This window comes from Selenomonas ruminantium subsp. lactilytica TAM6421 (assembly GCF_000284095.1).
Lineage (GTDB): Bacteria > Bacillota > Negativicutes > Selenomonadales > Selenomonadaceae > Selenomonas_A > Selenomonas_A lactilytica.
Genome location: NC_017068.1, coordinates 2,510,719 through 2,530,701 on the forward strand (window position 1 = coordinate 2,510,719; position 19,983 = coordinate 2,530,701).

The 19,983-nt window shown below is 53.5% G+C and carries 18 protein-coding genes; 1 reads left to right on the top strand and 17 read right to left on the bottom strand.

Annotation, left to right across the window (positions count from 1 at the left end; all coding sequences use genetic code 11):
• The first annotated feature begins 33 nt into the window (after positions 1-33).
• Positions 34-1,692 (top strand): sensor domain-containing diguanylate cyclase, encoded by a 1,659-nt coding sequence (locus tag SELR_RS12150; protein ID WP_014425524.1) that lies wholly within the window; start codon positions 34-36, stop codon positions 1,690-1,692.
• A 31-nt stretch (positions 1,693-1,723) separates the two neighbouring features.
• Here SELR_RS12150 and SELR_RS12155 read toward each other — a convergent pair whose 3' ends face one another.
• The 17 genes from SELR_RS12155 to SELR_RS12235 form a co-directional block, all read right to left on the bottom strand.
• The gene (locus SELR_RS12155) at positions 1,724-3,166 is read right to left on the bottom strand and encodes an Rne/Rng family ribonuclease (protein WP_014425525.1); all 1,443 of its coding nucleotides are present in this window, start codon (positions 3,164-3,166) and stop codon (positions 1,724-1,726) included.
• A 260-nt stretch (positions 3,167-3,426) separates the two neighbouring features.
• On the bottom strand, positions 3,427-6,039 hold the full coding sequence (locus SELR_RS12160) for a TIGR03960 family B12-binding radical SAM protein (RefSeq protein ID WP_014425526.1): 2,613 nt from the start codon (positions 6,037-6,039) through the stop codon (positions 3,427-3,429).
• Between the two features lie 80 nt (positions 6,040-6,119).
• On the bottom strand, positions 6,120-7,223 hold the full coding sequence (gene rodA, locus SELR_RS12165; RefSeq protein WP_014425527.1) for a rod shape-determining protein RodA: 1,104 nt from the start codon (positions 7,221-7,223) through the stop codon (positions 6,120-6,122).
• A 21-nt stretch (positions 7,224-7,244) separates the two neighbouring features.
• On the bottom strand, positions 7,245-7,511 hold the full coding sequence (gene minE / locus SELR_RS12170) for a cell division topological specificity factor MinE (RefSeq protein WP_014425528.1): 267 nt from the start codon (positions 7,509-7,511) through the stop codon (positions 7,245-7,247).
• Positions 7,512-7,522: 11 nt separating this feature from the next.
• Positions 7,523-8,311, bottom strand: coding sequence for a septum site-determining protein MinD (minD, locus tag SELR_RS12175; protein ID WP_014425529.1), 789 nt, complete (start codon positions 8,309-8,311; stop codon positions 7,523-7,525).
• The gene (gene minC, locus SELR_RS12180; RefSeq protein WP_014425530.1) at positions 8,308-8,985 is read right to left on the bottom strand and encodes a septum site-determining protein MinC; all 678 of its coding nucleotides are present in this window, start codon (positions 8,983-8,985) and stop codon (positions 8,308-8,310) included. The genes minD and minC overlap by 4 nt, the downstream gene beginning before the upstream one ends.
• A 32-nt stretch (positions 8,986-9,017) precedes the next feature.
• Entirely contained in the window at positions 9,018-10,826 is a 1,809-nt protein-coding gene (gene mrdA, locus SELR_RS12185) for a penicillin-binding protein 2 (RefSeq protein ID WP_014425531.1), read from the bottom strand.
• 42 nt (positions 10,827-10,868) lie between these two features.
• On the bottom strand, positions 10,869-11,369 hold the full coding sequence (gene mreD, locus SELR_RS12190; protein WP_014425532.1) for a rod shape-determining protein MreD: 501 nt from the start codon (positions 11,367-11,369) through the stop codon (positions 10,869-10,871).
• On the bottom strand, positions 11,366-12,307 hold the full coding sequence (gene mreC / locus SELR_RS12195) for a rod shape-determining protein MreC (protein WP_014425533.1): 942 nt from the start codon (positions 12,305-12,307) through the stop codon (positions 11,366-11,368). Before mreC ends, mreD begins: the two co-directional genes overlap by 4 nt.
• Before the next feature lie 8 nt (positions 12,308-12,315).
• Positions 12,316-13,356: a rod shape-determining protein gene (locus tag SELR_RS12200; RefSeq protein WP_041914415.1), complete on the bottom strand. Its 1,041-nt coding sequence runs from the start codon at positions 13,354-13,356 to the stop codon at positions 12,316-12,318.
• Between the two features lie 147 nt (positions 13,357-13,503).
• Complete coding sequence (radC, locus tag SELR_RS12205; protein WP_014425535.1) at positions 13,504-14,193, bottom strand: RadC family protein; 690 nt, start codon at positions 14,191-14,193, stop codon at positions 13,504-13,506.
• Positions 14,162-14,752 carry a Maf family protein gene (locus tag SELR_RS12210; RefSeq protein WP_014425536.1) on the bottom strand — a complete coding sequence of 197 codons (591 nt, stop codon included), beginning with the start codon at positions 14,750-14,752 and terminating at the stop codon, positions 14,162-14,164. Before SELR_RS12210 ends, radC begins: the two co-directional genes overlap by 32 nt.
• A 16-nt stretch (positions 14,753-14,768) precedes the next feature.
• Positions 14,769-15,041, bottom strand: coding sequence for a DUF4321 domain-containing protein (locus tag SELR_RS12215; RefSeq protein WP_014425537.1), 273 nt, complete (start codon positions 15,039-15,041; stop codon positions 14,769-14,771).
• 120 nt (positions 15,042-15,161) lie between these two features.
• Positions 15,162-16,439: an ArsB/NhaD family transporter gene (locus tag SELR_RS12220; protein WP_014425538.1), complete on the bottom strand. Its 1,278-nt coding sequence runs from the start codon at positions 16,437-16,439 to the stop codon at positions 15,162-15,164.
• Positions 16,440-16,463: 24 nt separating this feature from the next.
• Complete coding sequence (locus SELR_RS12225) at positions 16,464-18,218, bottom strand: sensor domain-containing diguanylate cyclase (protein WP_014425539.1); 1,755 nt, start codon at positions 18,216-18,218, stop codon at positions 16,464-16,466.
• 49 nt (positions 18,219-18,267) lie between these two features.
• On the bottom strand, positions 18,268-19,233 hold the full coding sequence (locus tag SELR_RS12230; protein WP_014425540.1) for an NAD(P)H-dependent glycerol-3-phosphate dehydrogenase: 966 nt from the start codon (positions 19,231-19,233) through the stop codon (positions 18,268-18,270).
• A complete protein-coding gene (locus tag SELR_RS12235; RefSeq protein WP_014425541.1) occupies positions 19,230-19,976 on the bottom strand; it encodes a tRNA threonylcarbamoyladenosine dehydratase in 747 nt (248 codons plus the stop codon). The genes SELR_RS12230 and SELR_RS12235 overlap by 4 nt, the downstream gene beginning before the upstream one ends.
• Positions 19,977-19,983 lie beyond the last annotated feature (7 nt).

Below are 19,983 nucleotides of genomic sequence, written 5' to 3' on the forward strand. Positions count from 1 at the left end.
AGAAGAAATGCCGCTATAAGAGGAGGCTTTCCTATGCATTCCATTCGTACCAGATTCACCCTGCTGACGGTACTATCCATCATCATTGCCCTGAGCATTGCAACGCTGATTGGCGTTTTCTCCATTCGGGAGCTGGGCAAGAGCGATACCGATCAGATGCTGCATCTGAAATGCACCACGGGGGCCATGCATCTGGAATCCTATTTTGACAGCGTGGAACATTCCACGGACACAGTTGCTACGCTTGTACAGGACAGCTTTGATGACATGCCTTACGACCAATTGGAAAATCAGGTCGAACATACCCGTCAGCTGTTCAATAAAGTTGCGGCCAACACCCATGGTGTGCTGACCTACTATTTCCGGATTGATCCGGAATTCTCACCGACGGTAAAAGGCTTTTGGTATGTAAAAACAGACGAAGACAACTTTCGCGAACATCTCGTAACCGACCTGACCCAATACAATACCAATATCCCTGCCGCCCCCAAATGGTTCACCATCCCCAAGATGCTCGGCAAGAGCATCTGGCTGCCTCCCTATGATACCGAAAATCTGGGCACCCGGGTGATTTCCTACAACGTGCCGATTTACTGGCAGAAGCAATTCGTGGGAGTAATCGGCATGGAAATCGACTATGAGACACTGGCTCAGGAGGCAGGCAAGATCAGACTCTTTGAGCATGGCTATGCCTTCATCCTCGATGCGGATTCCAATATCGTCTATCATCCGCAGATGGATTCCGTCCTGCAATACGGCGAGAAAGTAGCCATGGGGGCCCCAGACCAGGTTATCGGCGACCAGCATATCCACTATCATTTCAACGGTATCAACAAGGAAGCCGTCTGGCTCCCCCTGAGCAATGGCATGCAGCTTTACGTAACCGTTCCATTAGCGGAAATCAACAGCGGCTGGCAAACCCTGATCCGGCGCATCCTCTTCGCTGCGCTGATCATCCTGCTGCTTGTCAGCTTCATCATGCTGCGCTTTGCCGAGCGCATCACCAAACCGCTCCGCGACCTCACGGAATCGGCCAGGCAGGTTGCCGCCGGCAATTATGAGATTGCACTGGATTATAACGAAAACGATGAGGTTGGACTACTAACCCAGACCTTCAAACAGCTCATCAAGCAAACACAGGAACATATCAACCACCTCAACCGGCAGGTTTATATCGATGCGATGACCTCCGTCCATAACAAAGCCAGCTATGAGTCCTATATACAAAAATTACAGGAACAACTGGAAAATCCCGAAAATACATTAGAATTTGCCGTGGGCGTTTTTGATTGCGACAATCTCAAATACATCAACGATGTATTTGGCCATGACAAAGGCGATGTGTATATCAAGACTGCCAGCCAGTTGATCTGCCGCACATTCAAGCACAGTCCCGTGTTCCGCATCGGCGGAGATGAATTTGCCGTCCTCCTGCGGGGGGAAGATTTCCAGAACAGGGATGAGCTGTTCCGCCTCTTCCGGCAAAAGCGGGAGGAGCTCTGTGCTGCAGCCGTTTCCGACTGGGAACAGGCACATGTGACCATGGGGCTGGCCGTATACGATGCGCAGCTTGACTCCCATGTAATTGACGTTGCCCGCCGGGCAGACCAATGCATGTATGAAAACAAGCGCCTGCGCAAGGAAAAACAACGTCGAATGAAAGAGTCTACGAAAACAAAAGCAGACGGCTGACCAATGTCAGCCGTCTGCTTTTGCTATTCATTCAGTTTTGCTGCAGGATGGAATAATTCTCAGGATGCATGCCCGGTGCCGCTGTGACCTTGATATCCATGGCAAATTCAGCCGCCAGGTTCATAAGCAGCTGATTGTGCCGCAGTTCTTCGGCCACGGTCTCATGGACTTCAATCTCATAGCCATCTTCGGCATGGGATTTATGCTCCATGCGGCGGATATCGGCCGCAATGCGGATGCTGACCGTTTCCGGCGATTCCACCCGGCCCCGGCCATGACAGATGGGACATTCACTGTAGATGATGCTGTCGAGGTTCTGCCGGGATTTCTTGCGGGTGATTTCCACCAGGCCCAGGCTCGTGATATCCACGATATTGGTTTTGGTCGGATCGAGCTTGGCCAGCTCCCGCAGGTGCAAGAGCAAATTCTCCTTCTGCTCCTCTTTTTCCATATCGATGAAATCCACGATGATGATGCCGCCGATATCCCGCAGGCGCAGCTGCCGCATGATTTCCTCGGCGGCCTCCTGATTGGTGGCATAGACGGTTTCACCTAAGTTCGTGCTGCCCGTGTACTTGCCGGTATTCACATCGATTACCGTCAGGGCTTCGGTCTTATCGAGCACGAGAAAGCCTCCGGATGGCAGTTCCACCGTCCGGCTGCCGAGATTCGCCACTTCTTCGTCAAGTCCATAAGCCTTGAACAGCGGCTCCTTGTCCTCATAGAACTTGATCTTGGGCAAAAGTTCCGGAGACAGCAGCTTCACGAAATCATGCACACGCTGATAGACGGCCTGGTCATCAATCAGCATCTCCGCCACCTCAGCGGTCAGATTATCCCGTACGATGCGGATGATCAGATCCGCATCCCGGTAAAGGAGATTGGCTCCCTTGCTTTTCATCTTGAAACGGGACATAAGCGAATGCCAGAGCTTGGCCAGATATTCTACATCCTCCCGCAGGGCTTCTTCGCTGGCCCCGGCCGCCACAGTGCGGATGATCAGTCCCATGCCCTCAGGGCAGATGCGCGAAGCGATATCATGCAGCCGGGTGCGCTCCGCCTCCTCTTCGATGCGCCGCGACATCCCAATATAGGCCGCCGTGGGCAAAAGCACCACATGCCGCCCCGGAAGCGTGATATGCGTGGTCGCCCGCGGCCCCTTGGAACCGATCGCGTCCTTCACGATCTGCACGGGAATCTGCTGCCCAATATGGATCTTCTGCGGCTTGGAGAGTGCCTGCTTCATATCCGCCGGCATCCCATCGCCGATATACATGAACGCATTCTTCCCGGTCCCAATATCCACAAACGCTGCCTGCATCCCCGGCAGCACATTCTGCACCTGTCCTTTATAGATATTGCCGACCAGATGACTATGAGTCGCACGCTCTACTTCGATGGAGGACAGCTTGCCGTCCTCCATCACAGCGACCTTCATCTCCTCAGGTACGACAGTTACAAGTATAGATTTCATCCATTCACCTCCCCTAAGTCAATCATTTTACACCTCATCCACCGCTACGCGGTCCCCTCCCGGGGAGTCCACCGGACTCCCGCGGCTTCGCCGCCCCCTCAAGGGGAAGGCTTATACTTCTGAATCGAAGCCCATAAATCTATATCGTTGCCCAGCGCTCAAGGATGAGCGCTGGTGGCTTTAAATCCCGTGATGGGATTTTGAGCCACGTTTTCTTTTGGGTACTTTTCTTTGCGCCAAAGAAAAGTACCACGCACGAATTATACAAGTTCCACAAGCCTTTTACCATTAGAAAGCATCGCTGTGCGAACAATCTTCGCCTCTGTAGCTTTTACAGGCATCTCAAACTGTTCCACCAAAGCCGCAATAACCTCGCTAGGTTTCACGCTGCCGCTATCCGTAATCGCAATATCAATAGCCAAGATCAACTCATTCCCTTCGCAGGAAATCGCTACCGGCTGCTTCATATACTTCTTCAGCTCAATATCGCGTTTCTTCTTCGGCGTAACACGCTGATAATTCACTTCACCGGCTTCATTGTACTTCTTCACTGCCGCTTCGGCAAGGGCATAATCCCCATAGAGCGGCATATAAGCTGCATATTTGGCTTCATCAGCCTGTGCCATCATAGCTTTCTGCTTGGTCTTGACTTCACGAAGCTCCTTGAGCTCCACGCCCGGCGGCAGCTGGGCCTTCAATTTATCGAATACTTCCGGCTGGCAGACGGGTTTCAGGAGTTCGAACTCCATATACTCGGCGACGCTTGTCACGCCGAGTGACAGGGCCGACGCAAAGGACACCTTCATATGATGGTTGAAGCCCTCGGAGTAAGCCATCGGCAGACCGGAGCGCTTGAAGGCGCGGATAAAGATATTGGCATAGTCCAGATGGGAAACATAGCGCAGATCTTCGCCTTTGGTGATTTCGGCCCGGAACTTATACAGAGTGCGGGGACGGCCGGAATCCTTGGGATCGCGATGGACTTTCTTCGGCAGTTCCGGCGACTGATAGCCCCGCGCGGCCTCTTCCTTGGCATAATCCATCACATGGACGCCCAGATTCGGACAGATACCGCAGGCTGAGCACTTGCCCCGGCGGCAGTCTTCCGTCAAGGCCTCGTTCATGGCCTTCTGCCATTCCCGCAACAGGAATTCCTTATTCACGCCCGGCGAAGTGATTTCCCAGGGCAGTGCTTCATTGAAGTCACGGGTACGGCGGCTGTAATAGCTGCCATCAATGCCGCATTTTTCCATGGCTTCCAGCCAGATCTCATGATGATACAGATCCGTCCAGCCATCGAATTTAGCACCATCCTGCCAAGCCTGATAGAGGACTTTGCTCAGACGACGGTCACCCCGGGCAAATACGCCCTCAATCACAGACAGACGGGCATCGTGGTAATTAAACGTAATGGCCCGGTCGGTGATATGCTCCTTCAGCAGTTCCTGACGGCGCTGGAATTCCTCGATGGGCAGCTGGCCGAACCACTGGAAGGGCGTATAGGGTTTCGGCACAAAGCAGGACACGGACACCGTGACCTTGACGCCCCGCTTGCCCTTGATTTCCGTATAGAGATCCACGACTTTTTTCGCCAGCTTGGCAATGCCGATAACGTCTTCATCGGTTTCCGTGGGCAGACCCATCATGAAGTAGAGCTTGACCTGCTTCCAGCCTTGCTTGAAGGCCGAAGCACAGGCGTTCATAAGGTTTTCCTCGGTTACGCCCTTGTTGATCACATCCCGCAGGCGCTGGGTGCCGGCTTCCGGCGCAAAGGTCAGACCGGATTTCCGCACCTGCTGCATCTTGTGGGCCAAATCGATGGAGAAGGAGTCAATGCGCAGGGAGGGCAGGGAGAAGCTGACCTCTTCGTCCTTGAAATCCATCATCAGGTCGTCAACCAGACGGCCTAAGCAGGAATAATCCGCCGAAGACAGGGAAGTCAGGCTCATTTCATTGTAGCCCGTGCTGTCCACGAGCTGACGGGCCATCTGCTTGAGATTTTCCTCGGTGCGTTCCCGGGCCGGGCGATAGCAGATGCCCGCCTGACAGAAACGGCACCCCCGGGAGCAGCCACGGAAGAGTTCCAGCATGGCGCGGTTATGGACGATATCCATAGAAGGTACCAATGGATGCTCGACACTTGTGGCCTCGTCCATATTCCTGCAGACACGCTTGAAGATCACAGACTTAGCCTTATCATGCAGCGGTTCCAGCTTTTCGTAGTGGCCGGCCGCCGTGTATTTCGGCTCATAGAAGGAGGGCACATAGACGCCATCCAGTGTCAGCAGGCGCTCCAGGAAACCACGCCGGCCGCCGGGACGCCCTGCCTGCTTCCACTGGATAAAGGCATGCGCGACTTCCACAATGACCTCTTCCGCCTCACCGACGATGAAGAAGTCAAAGAAGTCCGCAATGGGCTCCACGTTGTAGACGCAGGGGCCGCCCCCCACCACGAAGGGCATATCCTCACCGCGCTCTTTGGCCCAGAGGGGAATCCCCGCCAGATCCAGCATATTGAGCACATTGGAGTAGATCATCTCATACTGCAGGGAGAAACCGAAGAAATCGAACTTTGAAAGTTCCTGCTTCGTTTCCAGGGAGAACAGCGGAATATTGCGGCTGCGCATCTCCGCTTCCATATCCGTCCAGGGTGCATAGACACGCTCAGCAGCAATCCGCTCTTCCCGATTCAGGATCTCATAGAGAATCGCCAGGCCTAAGTTGCTCATCCCTACTTCATAGACGTCAGGCAGAGCCAAGGCAAAGGTGCAGTCCACCTTATCCCAATCCTTGACCACTGCATTCCATTCGCCGCCGGTATAACGGGACGGCTTCAATACCGACTGGAGCACCTCATGATTGAGTTGTACCATTTATTTTCTTCCTCCATACATCTTTCATTCAGCTCATACACATATAAGATTTAAGAGAAGGCTCCCGAAAGGAGCCTTCCCTAAAATTCCAGTTTCTTTTTTCTAAGTTGGATATTCAGCAATATCGCAATCGCCATGATATTCGTCGTCAGCGAGCTGACGCCATAACTCATGAGCGGCAAGGGGATACCGGTTACCGGCATGATGCCCAAAGTCATGCCCACATTGACCAGCACATGGAAGGCCAGCATGGACGTGATGCCCACGGCCAGCAGACGGCCGAAGATATCACTGGCGTCCTTGGCGATCTGCACGCCGCGCCAGAGTACCACGAGATACAGCAGGAGCAGACACACAACGCCGATAAAGCCCAGTTCCTCACCCACCACGGCAAAGATGAAGTCCGTGTGGTTCTCCGGCAAAAAGTTCAACTGGCTCTGAGTGCCCTCAAAGAGCCCCTTGCCAAAGAGCATACCGGAGCCAATGGCAATCTTGGACTGGATGATATGATACCCCGATCCTAACGGATCCACATTGGGATCCATAAAGACCATGATACGCATCTTCTGATAATCCTTCAGGAAATGCCAGAGTATCGGCATCATGGCAATGCCGGCAGCAAAGAGCCCTCCCAGCAATCGCAGATTGATACCGCAGACAAAGACCATGCCCAGGAAGATGGCCATGAATACCAGCGATGTGCCCAAATCCGGCTGCTTCAAAACCAGCAGGAAGGGCAGGCCCACATAAGCCGCTACCGGCAAAAGATCATGCAGCGTATTGAGCTTGCCCACACGGGTCTCCAGCATGGTGGCCAAAGACACGATCATGATGATCTTGGAAAACTCCGAAGGCTGGATGCTGATGGGCCCGATGGAAATCCAGCGCTGGGCACCCAATGCCGATTGTCCCACCAACATGACGGCTACCAGCATGATCAGGTTGAAGATATAGAGCTTGTTGCCGTAGCCCTGCAGCACCTTATAATCGAAGTTCATCAAAAAAGCTGCAAAAGCGATATTCACCACCGCAAAGATACCCTGGCGAGCCACGAACCAATACCGCTCCTCACCGGGAGTATTGACATGGGTAGCACTGCCGATGATCACCAGACTCATGATGATGATGCCGGCGGTTGCCGCCAGCAGTGTAATGTCTGTACGGCGTAAAATGGATTTAGTCATTTCTGTTGTTCAACTCTTCCCTCAGCCCTTGTCATGCTTCATGCTGCTGACGGGGATATTGGCTACAAGAGCCACAGAATCATCATCATTGGCCAGGGAAATTTCCATATCATGCTGGTTGATTTCCATGTAATTGGAAATCACCTTGATGATATCATTCTTCAGATTATCCATGACTTCAGGGGAAATATTTGCACGATCATGGATAAGCACCACTTTCAGGCGGTCATGGGCGATTTTCCCTGACTGCTCCTTCTTGCCAAATATTTTCATCAATGCGTCCAACATATAACCCCTCCTTATCTTCTGAACATATGCTTGAGACGAGTCCACCAGCCTTCTTTATGGAAGTCCATAAAGGGCACATCCTCACCCAGCATACGCGACACGATATTGCGGTAAGCCTGCCCTGCCTGGCTGTCATCGGAAGCCACACAGGGCTCACCTTTGTTGGCTGCCGTAACGACCTTGATGTCATCAGGCACCTGACCGATGCAGTCCAGCGACAGGATATCGTTGATATCGTCCATATCCAGCATCTCGCCACTTTCCACCATGGAGGGACGGATACGGTTGACAATCAGTTTGATATTATCCTTGTCAGCGCGGCCCAGCTCGCCGATGATCTTATCCGCATCGCGGACAGCGGCGATTTCCGGCATGGTCACCACGAGAGCCGTATCCGCAGCAGCGATTGCTGTCTTGAAGCCCTGCTCGATGCCGGCTGGGCAGTCGATCAGGATATAGTCAAACTCGCGGCGCAGCTCATCGCAGAGCTTCACCAGCTGTTCGGGATTTACCGACATCTTATCCTTTACCTGGGAAGTCGGCAGCAAAAAGAGGTTTTCATATTTCTTATGACGAACCAGCGCTTTCTTGAAAGCCACCCGGCCTTCCGTCACGTCAATCAGGTCATACATGATGCGGTTTTCCAGGCCCAGCATCAAATCGAGGTTCCGCAGGCCCGTATCGGTATCCACCAGAACAACCTTCTTGCCCCGCATAGCCAGTCCCATACCTAAGTTAGCCGTGGTCGTAGTCTTGCCAACACCGCCTTTGCCAGAGGTAATTACGTAGATTTCACTCATATTGTCTTATCCTGCCTTTCTATTGGTTCGATTACGATTTGACCATCTTTTATGGAAGCGCGCTCTGCGCGGTCGGTCTTTTCCATTTCGTCCGGGGAACGGGCGATCAGATTGGATATCCGAATCTGGGTGGGCATCAGGTGGTCGGCAATGATAAATGCCGTACTGTCACCATAGGCCCCGGCATGCACCATGCCACGGCAGGTGCCGCGGATGTCGATGCTGCCTCCGGCGATGATCTGGGCACCGGGATTGACGTTGCCGCAGACCAGCACCGAGGATTTCGTGCGGATCTCCTGTCCGCCCCGCAGCGTCTTGTTGACCACCACCATCTCCTGAGGCTTTAGGTCCTCAGGCTCATTGACCGGTGGCGATGCCGGCTGGGGTGTAGGTGCCGGTGCCTTTGTTTCCGGCTTCTGTACCTTTTCTGCCTCCGGCTTCTGGGTACGGCAGATCAGGCCATACTCATGGAACAGATGCTGAAGTTCATCTCTTTCGCTGCCCATGAACACATCCCGGGGAATCAGCACCAAGGTGCCCCGCAAAAAGAAGGTGGTGCCAGACTCAAGTTTCTGCCTCAGATTCTCCCGCACATCTTCAAAGGATGCCTCCGGGGCAAAGCTCAGCTGTAACCCAAGGGAAGTTCCCTTGATTTTTACAATATCTTCACTCATGGCTGCCCTCGTTTCTATATCATATAGTCTACTTACTGTTTTTTCTGCCCATCAGCTGCTTGCTTGGCCGGATCCGGTTTATTGAGGCCGAACCAGGCTTCCAGAATCTTGCGGCCAATCGGCACCGCGGATTGGGAACCGAAACCACCCTGTTCCACAATGACAGCTACCACGATGTTCGGATCTCCAAAGGGACCATAGGCCACAAACCAGCCGTGGTCACGGCCATGGGGATTTTCTGCCGTACCGGTCTTGCCGGCGATCTCAATGGGGAATCCCTTGAAGATGCTGGCAGCGGTACCATACTTGGTAACATCATGGAGACCGGCCTGCACCAGCTGGATATCCTCCGCCGGTACATCCAACGTGCCCAGAAGCTCCGGCGTGAATTCCTTCACCGTCTTGCCATCGGGGCCTACGATGCGGCTGACCAGATGGGGCTTGTAACGCTTGCCATCAGCAGCAATCTCCCCCATGACCATGGCGGCCTGCAGCGGCGTCACCAGATTGAAGCCCTGACCGATAGCCGCATCGAAGGTTTCCGAGAGATACCATTCGCCATCCTCGAAGTTCTTCTCCTTATAACGGCGGTTAGCCACCAGACCATCGGATTCATAGGGCAGGTCAATACCCGTGATCTTGCCCAGGCCGAACATGCGGGCGTATTTTTCCAACCGGTCAATGCCCAGGCGGTTGCCCATCTCATAGAAATAGACGTTATCGGAATGGGCCATGGCCTGCTGGAAATTGATCAGGCCCAAGGCCTCGCCCTCAGCATTGCCCTTGGGGATGATCCAGTGATGACCACTGTCCATGATGAGCTCCGAAGGCGTTACCACCCCTTCGGTCAGCGCAGCTGTACCCGTGATGATCTTGAAGGTGGACCCCGGCGGATATTCACCGGTGATGGCCTTGTTATCCATGGGATGGTAAGGATTGTTATTGAGCTTGTTCCAATCCTTGGCGGAAATGCCATGGGCAAAGAGGTTCGGATCAAAGGCCGGCCGGCTCACCATGGCATAGATTTCCCCTGTCATGGGATTCATGGCCACAGCGGCCGCGGCATTGGCATGGATCTGCTTGAGCTGCTCATCCACAGCCTTTTCCGCCGCCGTCTGGAGATCCTTATCGATGGTCAGATACAGGTCATCCCCCGGCGTCGGCGGCTTATTGCCGATGATCTGCACGGGCTTACCCGTCACATCGACTTCCACCTGCTGGCCGCCGTTCTCACCGCGCAGTTCCTTATCGTAAATCTTTTCCAGGCCGAACTTGCCGATGATATCACCGCTCTTATAGCCCTCATCCTTTTTCTTCTCCAGCTCCATGTCGTTGATCTCACTGACATAGCCATAGGTATGAGCCGCTTCTTCCTTATTCATGTAGTCGCGGATGGGCTGTACCTCGATGATGACACCGGGGTAAATATTCTTCTGTTCTTCGATGATGGTAACGATGTCCGGTGTCACATCCGCCTTGATGCGGATGGGGTCAAAGCCGGTATGGGCTTCGATCTTCTTGTTGATTTCCTCCACCGGCACCTTCAAGAGTTCCGACAGACGCTCCACGACCACCGGATCGATCTTGGTCATCACCGGCATCAGGGATACGGCAAAGCCCGGACGATTCTGCACCAGCAGCTGCCCATTGCGGTCAAAAAATGTCCCACGGGGCGCCATGGTGGGAATGATACGGATGCGGTTTCCCTCCGCCAGCCTTGCATAATGCTCACCATCGTAGATCTGCAGATAGCCCGCCCGTCCGATCAGGACAGCAATGACCAGCACGGACAACCAACCCAGGACATTTATTCTGCCGCCATATTCGTCATTTTCGACCAAAAATTATCTCTCCCATAAAAAAGGCACCCTAAGGTGCCTTAATCAATTTGTATCTTTTAAGCTGAGTTTCTTATCCAATTGATAGGTCAGATAATGCACCGGATAGGCAAACGCCAGCTGGTAGATCAGCATGGGCAGCAATGTAACCTGCACGTTGCTGATCGGATTAAAGCGATAACCTAATAATACCATAAGTAACGCTAAAATAAAATAGTTAAACGTCGTTACCCCTAAAGATGCGAACACTGGCAGGAAAAACTGTTCCTTGTAAACCCGATTGGCAAAACGTCCGCAGATATTCCCAATGATCAGATGGGTGAAGGCATGAATGCCGAAAAAAGTTCCCGTGGCCAGATCCATCATCAATCCTGTGATAAAGCCCATCAAGGTGCCCTTTTCCGTCCCCTTCAAAAAAGCATAGGACACGGTCAGCAGCAACATGAAATCCGGACTGATGCCATGATAGGCAATCAGTGGAAAAAATGAAGTCTGCAGCACATAGAGCATCACGACGAAGATGGCCAGCTTGCAATAGCCGCTCATTGCTGCGCCTCCGCTTTATCAGCTGCCTGTGCCTGCGGGTCCGTCTCTGTGCCTGGCGTCTGTGGCGGCGGTTTGATGGGTTCCGGCGGTGCCTCACGGGAGGCGGTAATCACCAGTACATCTTCCAGCTTCTGGAAGTCCACCGCCGATTCCAATACGCCGATCTTCAACAGGCCGCCATCATCATTTTTGAGACTGCTCACCAGCCCCACGATAATGCCCTTAGGGAAGATGCCGCCAAAACCAGAGGTGACGATGACATCCCCTTCAACCACATCCGCATTCTTGGGAATGTTCACCATCTGCGGCATAGTAGGATTATCCATATCGCCCTGCACAATGCCCGTTACCCGGGATTCTGCCCGCTGGACGATGGTCCCTACTGAGGAGCGAGGATCTAAGATCAGCTGTACCTTGGAAGAATTCGGTCCGGCTTCCACCACCCGGCCTACAAGCCCCTGCGGTGTCACCACCGGCATATCCTCTTTGACGCCACTGGCCGTGCCCCGGTCAATGACGATCATCCGGGACCAGGTATCCGACTCCCGGCCAATCACCCGGGCAGCTACCATATCAAACTGACGGGCAGACTGAGTATAGCCCACCATGGCCCGCAAGCGTTCATTTTCTGCCAGAGCTTCGTTGGCCTGCAGGTTTATCCCCCGCAGCTGCTCCACTTCATTGCGCAGCATCTTGTTCTGCTCATAAAGCGTAGCCATCTCCCAGACTGCCCCAGTGACATAATGGACTTCATTGGCAACCCAGGACACAGCCTGCTGGAAGGGGGATAACACCAGCGAAACGGCCTGGCTGCTCACCGGTGCCTGGAAACGGCCCCGGGCCGCAAAAAATATGATGCAAAAGAGGCTGATGGTGACAAACACCATGGCCCAGCCTTTGCGTCCGTCTTCCTTATCTCTTCTTACACGATTACTCATTTTTTATATCAGCTTCTCAGCTTCTTGCTGGTCATAACCACGCGCTTCAGCAGTTCGATGTTCTCCAGGGAACGGCCCGTACCTTCACCTACGCAGGAGAGGGCATCTTCGGAAACCAGCACCGGCATGCCCGTCTCATGGGACAGCAGCTTGTCCAGATTCGTCAGCAGCGCACCGCCGCCGGTCATCATGATGCCATGGTCCATAACGTCTGCTGCCAGTTCAGGCGGCGTCTTCTCCAGCGTGCCCTTCACCGCATCGATAATCTTGTAAATGGGATCGTTGAGGGCTTCGCGGATTTCCTTGGCCTGAATGGTCAAAGTCTTCGGCAGACCGGAAACCAGGTCACGGCCACGGATTTCCATGGTCTTGTCAGCTTCCGGCGTCACGATAGCCGTACCGATGGTCACCTTGATGGCTTCTGCCGTGCGCTCACCGATCATAAGGTTGTACATGCGCTTGATATACTGCACGATGGCGCTGTCCATCTCATCACCACCGATACGGATGGAGCAGCTCACTACGATACCGCCCAAAGAGATCACAGCGATTTCCGTGGTGCCGCCGCCGATATCAACCACCATGCTGCCGGTAGCTTCTTCCACCGGCAGGCCTGCACCGATAGCTGCAGCCATGGGTTCTTCAATCAAATAAGCTTCGCGGGCACCGGCCTGCTGGGCTGCATCGATTACGGCACGCTTCTCCACTTCTGTAACACCGGAGGGAACGCCGACCACCACGCGGGGACGCACAAAGGATTTCGTGTTCATAGCCTTGCGGATGAAGTATTTCAGCATGGCCTGCGTCACATCAAAGTCTGCGATAACGCCATCCTTCATGGGACGAATGGCGATGATGTTGCCCGGCGTACGGCCAATCATCTGTTTTGCTTCCTCACCCACAGCCAGCACATCGCCCGTGTCGCTCTTGATTGCCACTACGGAAGGTTCACGCAGCACAATGCCTCTGCCCTTCACATGCACCAGCGTATTAGCCGTGCCCAGGTCAATACCCATATCGTGCGAAAAACCACCAAACAGACTCCACATTTTGTCCAAAAACTCCCTTCAGATAACCATATATCTACGCCGCAAGTTCCACAGCGTACATTGTCAAAATAAAAATAACTACCTTATTGTAACACAAGATAGTTATTTTGATAACAGGCAAACTATTTTTTTTTCAGATTTTTTTCTTTAATGTATAAGCCCCTGCTCCTTGAAGCTCGTAAAGCGTTCATTCCCCAGCACCACATGATCCAGCACGGGGATGTCCATGATTTTTCCTGCCTTGACCATGCGTTCGGTGACGGCGATATCCTCCCGGCTGGGGGTGGGATCGCCGCTGGGGTGATTGTGCAGTAGGATCATAGAGGCTGCCGCATAATCGATGGCCGCCCGGAACACCTCCCGGGGATGTACCACAGAAGCCGATAAACTCCCCACGGACACCTCCGGCATCCCTAAGATATGATTCTTGGTATTCAGCAGCAGCACCGCAAAATGCTCCTTCTGCTCGAAACGATAACGGGGCATGGCGTAATGCGCCACGTCCTCCGGCCCATGGATGATCTCAATTTTTGCCGCCTGCTGGACAGAGAGCCGCCGCCCCAGCTCAATCGCCGCCTGCAAGGTCAGGGCCTTCACCTTGCCGATGCCATCGATCTTTGCCAGTTCCGCCACGGAAATATGCACCATACCGGCCAGTCCCTGCTCCTTGATATGGGCTAAGATCTCCTCAGCAATGCGCAGCACGGATTTTTTCTTTGTACCGCTGCGCAGCAAAATGGCCAAAAGCTCTGCATTGCTCAGGGCCGCCGCACCGCAAAGCAGTAATTTTTCCCTGGGACGCTCCTCAGGGGGCAAATCCCTCACCATAATCGCCATACAAATTCACGCCTGCCTTTCGCGCCAACCGGACCGTCGCATTAAGGGGCAAGCCCACCACATTGGTGAAGGAACCATGGATGCCCACGATGAACTCCGCTGCTGCCCCCTGGATGGCATAGGCGCCAGCCTTGTCCATAGGCTCCCCGCTCTGCACATAGCGCTCGATTTCCGTATCAGCCAGCTGGGCAAACTCCACCTCAGTAACCACCACATCAGTGAAAAGGTGTTCGTTATTCACCCAGGCAATGCCAGTGAGCACCTGATGTGTCCTGCCGGAAAATTCCTTCAGCATCCGCACTGCATCCTCGCGGCTGTCCGGTTTTCCATAGGTATGCCCGTCCAAAGCCACCACCGTATCGGCGCCCAAAACCGCCTGATTGGGATGGATGCGCGCCACAGCCAGCGCCTTGGCCGCCGCATTCTTTTCCACAAGCTCTGCGGGACTTAAGGTATCGCCGGACAACTCCTCGGCTGCGCTGATACGGATATCGAAACGGGCCTTGATCTGCTGGAGGAGTTCTTTTCTCCGCGGTGAACCCGATGCCAAAATAAACATAATACAATCTCCTTTCTTAGTAACGGCGGAATAATACCAGGGCAATGACGATGCCCAGGATGCTCATGAGATTCGGCGCAAAGGCCAGGCCAATGGTCAGCTGGATTACATAAAGATTGATGGTGAATGCCGATGTATCAAATACGGGAAAGGTATTCACCAGATAGGGCATAACACCGCTTAAGGCCTCAACGCCTGTCAGCAGTTGTCCCAAAATTCCCCCCAGGATTGCGCCAATCACCACAAAGAGAATGGCCATGCCATAACCACGCCCGCCAAATTTTGCCAAGAAAAACTCCTCCTTCAATGTACAGGCTTTCGCTTTTTTGCCAAAAAGTCCTGCCAATAAAAACATTTAGTTAAAAATATGGCTCATAAATTCCACCGGAATTTATGAGCCATACACCGGTCAAATCAGGTACCGGATATAAACATACACCGTTGACAGTACAATCGTCAAGAGCATGATGGGAAAACCTATCTTGAAATAATTGATGAAGGTGATCTTCACGCCGCGTTCTGCTGCCAGACCGGCCACAATCAGGTTAGCCGAAGCACCGACCAGGGTACCGTTGCCCCCCAGACAGGCGCCCAGCGCCAGACTCCACCAGATAGGTTCCAGATTGCTGACACCCATGGCCCCCATATTCTGGATCAGCGGAATCATCGTCGCCACGAAGGGGATGTTATCCAGCACCGACGAAACGATCGCACTGAGCCAGAGCACCAGCAGAGACGTAGCGGTCACATCACCGCCGGTGAGCTCCACCGCATGGCTGGCCATGCTGCCGATAATGCCCGTTTCAATCAGACCGCCCACGGCAATGAACAGACCGATAAAGAAGAAGATCGTCGCCCATTCCACGGACTTCATGGAGCTTTCCACCAAATGATGGCTGCCGCCTGCCAAAAGCAGCAGCAGGAAGCCGCCCGTCAAGGCAATCATCGAGGATTCGATATGGGTGAAGGAATGGGTGAAGAAACCCAGGATGACCAAGCCCAATACAAACAGCGACTTCTTCAGCAGGCGACGGTCCTTCAGGGACTTATGCTCATCCATGGCCATGAGTTCAGCCTGCAGTTCCGGCTTAGTATGAAGCCCTTTCTTGTAAATGATTTCCACCAGGAAAATCACGATGATCAGGTTCAGGATGGCAATAGGTGCCAGATTTTCAATGAAAGCCACAAAGGTCAATTCCTTGACCGCACTGCCGATCATGATATTCGGCGGATCGCCGATAAGAGTTGCCGTGCCACCGATATTGGAGGCGATGATCTGGGTTAGCAGGAACGGATTTGCCTTCAGATGAAGTTTCTGAGTTATGCTGAAGGTCACCGGCACCATCAACAGCACTGTGGTCACGTTGTCCAAAAAGGCGGAAAACACCGCCGTGATCAGCGCCAGATAGATGAGAATCCGCTTTGGTTCCGCCTTGGCCACCTTGGCCGCCTTGATGGCCACGAAGTCAAAGAGCCCCGTGTGACTGGTAACACCAACCAGCACCATCATGCCCACCAGCAGCCCTAGTGTGTTGAAGTCCACATGATGCAGTGCCGTCTCCTGAGACAGAATGCCCAGCAGAATCATCGAGGTAGCGCCCAGCATAGCCGCCACCGTACGATGGATCTTCTCCGACACGATCACCATATACATGAAAATAAAGATAATCCCCGCTAAAACGTCCATTACGTTCCTCCCTGTAAAATAAATTTAATGCACAACCACATTATTCTTCCCGCGGATCTGCTTGGCCTCATAGAGAGCGCCATCAGCCCGCTTGAATAAGGTATCCGGCGTATCATCCGAAGCAGCCGTCACCACGCCGATACTGGTGGTGACCATGGAACCATCCTCCAGGACAGCCTGTTCGTTGATCAAACGACCTACCCGCTCCGCAATGATCCTGGCCCGTTCGATCCCGGAGCCTGGCAGAACCACGAAGAATTCATCGCCGCCCCAGCGCCCGGGGACATCGGACCCCCGGCGGGTATTCATCTGCAGGATATTGGCAATCTTCTTCAAGGTATCGTCACCGACAGCATGACCATAACTGTCATTGATTACCTTGAAATCGTCCACATCCATCATCAATACCGATAAGGGCTCATTGAGTTTCTGGGCACGCTTCAGGAGTTCCCGCAGATTGGCTTCCGTTTCCCCGCGATTGAAGAGTCCTGTAAGCCGGTCGATCTGGGCCAGATGCTTGAGCTTCCGGTTGGACTCCTCCAGTTCTTGGGACGTGGTTTCAATGAAATGCACCAGTCTGGTCATCAAAGTGCGATGCTGATTGAGCTTGGGGCGTGGCGGCACCACATTGGACTGCCGTCCCAGGCTCAAGCCCTCACGCATGCCGATGGTCACCAGGGTCATATTGGAAACCATGATTTCCCCGTTCTCATTGCGCATGAACTCACCATAGGCATAGAAGCCTGCCGAGGAGGCCAAATGTTTGCTGATGGCCAGCTCCTTTTCCGTATCACTGCCCAACAGCATCCAACGGGCCACGCAGCTGACGACGAAGATGGCCTCCGGCTTGAAGCTGGCCATCTTCTCCTGCAGGGACATAGCGTTGTCGATGATCTCGCCCGGATCGCCATAAGCCAGCCGCACCTGCTCGCCCACCCGGAAATCAGCGCCAAACATCATGCTGCCATCATCGCGGCAGCGGCGGGGATGACGGGCCAGCGTAGTGCCATGACGTTCAAAGTAAAAGGGAAACGTCAGGGCCTCCACCAAAAAGCTCTCCGTATTCCGGATGCCCAGATATTTCTCAAAGACCTCCAAGGGCGGACGGCCATCCAGTTCTTGCAGGCAGAAATCCCCATCCATCCTGGTCACCGTCATGGTGCGGCCCAAGGGCTTCCAGCCGAAACTGGACTTGGCCTGCACATGGAGATCCTTGCCACTGAAAACCGCCACCACCACACCATGGCGGATCTGCTCCTTATGGGTAAAGACCAGACCGTTCTTCCCTAAGCTGCCATCATCGGCCAGCCCGCCAAAGAAGACAATCTTCCGGCGGGAGGCAGACAACTGCTTGAAAAAGGGATTGATATCCAAATGGAAGCCGGCAGAGATCACCTCCACTGCCGCCGCTTCCTTGTCAGCCTGCAGAATAGAGAGCAGATCCCGGCCCGCCGTATTGCTTTTCCTCTCCTGGAAATCATAAGCAAATACCCGCACCGCAGCCTTCTCAAAGAAGGTGAAGTTCACCACAACGCCCTGATCCAGCAGCCTGCCATTGACCAATTCACCACTGGAGACAGCACCGATGATCTGCGCTTCCGGAAATACAGCCTGTACGCCTTTCTGAATATCGGTCAGCATCTGTACCTTACTGGTGTCCATGAACACGGACACCAACACACTGGACAGCGCCGGCATCTGCCGGCTTTCCTCCCGCACCTGCTCCACGCAATCTTGCAACTCTTTGATTGTATTTATCGCAAAGGGGAATTGTTTCATCTTTCCTTATACCTTTTAAAAAACCTTCCTAATCCTGACAACACAGCCCTCATTCCTGCTCGGCCTTGTTGTCACGCAAAAATAATTTCAACAGCTCCTCTTGCGGATCCTTATGCTCGTGAATAATCGCATAGACCGTCCCGCAAATGGGCAGTTCCAGCTGATACTCCCGGGCAATGTCCATCAAGGCCTCCACTGTGTATACGCCTTCGGCCAATTTCGTGAAGCTTTTGCCCCGGATGAAATCCTCACCAAAGCAGCGATTATGGCTAAAGTGGGAGAACAGAGTGGCTTCATAATCCCCCAAATGGGACAGGCCGTACACCGTCATCTTATCTCCGCCCATCTTCTCAATCAGACGGGAGAGTTCCCGGGTGCCCCGGGCCATCAAAGCACCTTTGAGGCTGCTGTAGTTCAGGCCGTCCAACATCCCCGCTGCCAGGCCCATGACATTTTTCGCCGCTGCACCGATTTCCGTCCCCAACAGATCCTCACCGTAATAAAAACGGATCAACGGGCTGGCAAAGGCCGTGACCAAATCCTTGGTCAGCTGCATTTCCTTGGACGCAATCACCATGCAGTTGGGAATCTCCCGCACAAAATCCTGCACATGACCGGGCCCCACCCAGACAGCTGTCTTCAGGTCTGTGCCCAGTTCCTCTGCCATAATGGTGGTCAGCCGCTTACCTGTACCGATTTCCAGCCCCTTCATGCAAAGCACAAACTTCTTCTGCGTCAAATCCGGCAGAAATTTTAACTGCTGGCAGAATTCCCGCAGTTTCTGGGCGCTGATGGAAATGATGACAATATCGGCAAAGGCCACCACCCCGGCCAGATCATCCGTAAGTTCCACCGCATCAGGCAGTGTCAGATACTCATTCTTCCGCGTTGCCTGCAAAGCGGCCAAATGCTTCGAGCCCTTACGTCCCCAAAGCATCACCTGATGACCAATACGCTGGGCATACCAGGCATGAAAGGAGCCCCAACGGCCACAGCCTAATACTGCAATCTTCATTTCTCTGCCTCCCCGAAATTACCAGTCAGATCCTTCACCACTTCACTGGCGATAAGCAGCCCCGCCACCGAAGGTGTGAAGGAAATGCTGCCCGGTGCCGTGCGACCGGCACTACCTTTCTTCTCTGCCACACCATCAGCCGGCAAAATCACCTGCCGCGGCTGCTCGGTGGAATACACCACCTTCAGCTTCCTTACGCCCTGTTCTTTCAACTTCTTGCGCATAACCCGGGCCAAAGGATCCACACTTGTCTTATAGATATCCGTAATTTCGAACCGGGCAGGATCCAGCTTATTGCCGGCCCCCATACTGGCCATGACGGGAATATGTCGTTTTTGGCATTCCACTGCCAGGCTGACCTTCCCCGCCACTGTATCGATGGCATCCACCACATAATCGTAGCTGGTAATAAAAAATCTGTCGGCATTATCCGGCAGATAAAAATCATTGATTACGGTTACCTGCGCCGCAGGATTGATATCCAGAATGCGCTCCCGCATTACCTCGGTCTTCATTCGTCCCACTGTGGAGCTCAAAGAATGGAGCTGCCGGTTGATATTGGTCAGACTGATCTCATCATTGTCCACCAATACCAGATGGCCGACACCGGCTCGTGCCAGTGCCTCCACGGTAAAGGAACCTACGCCTCCTACACCGAACACCGCTACCGTTGCAGCTGCCAGGTGTTTCAAGCCCTGCTGCCCCAGCAACAATTCCGTGCGGGAAAATCTATGTATACTCAAATCGATC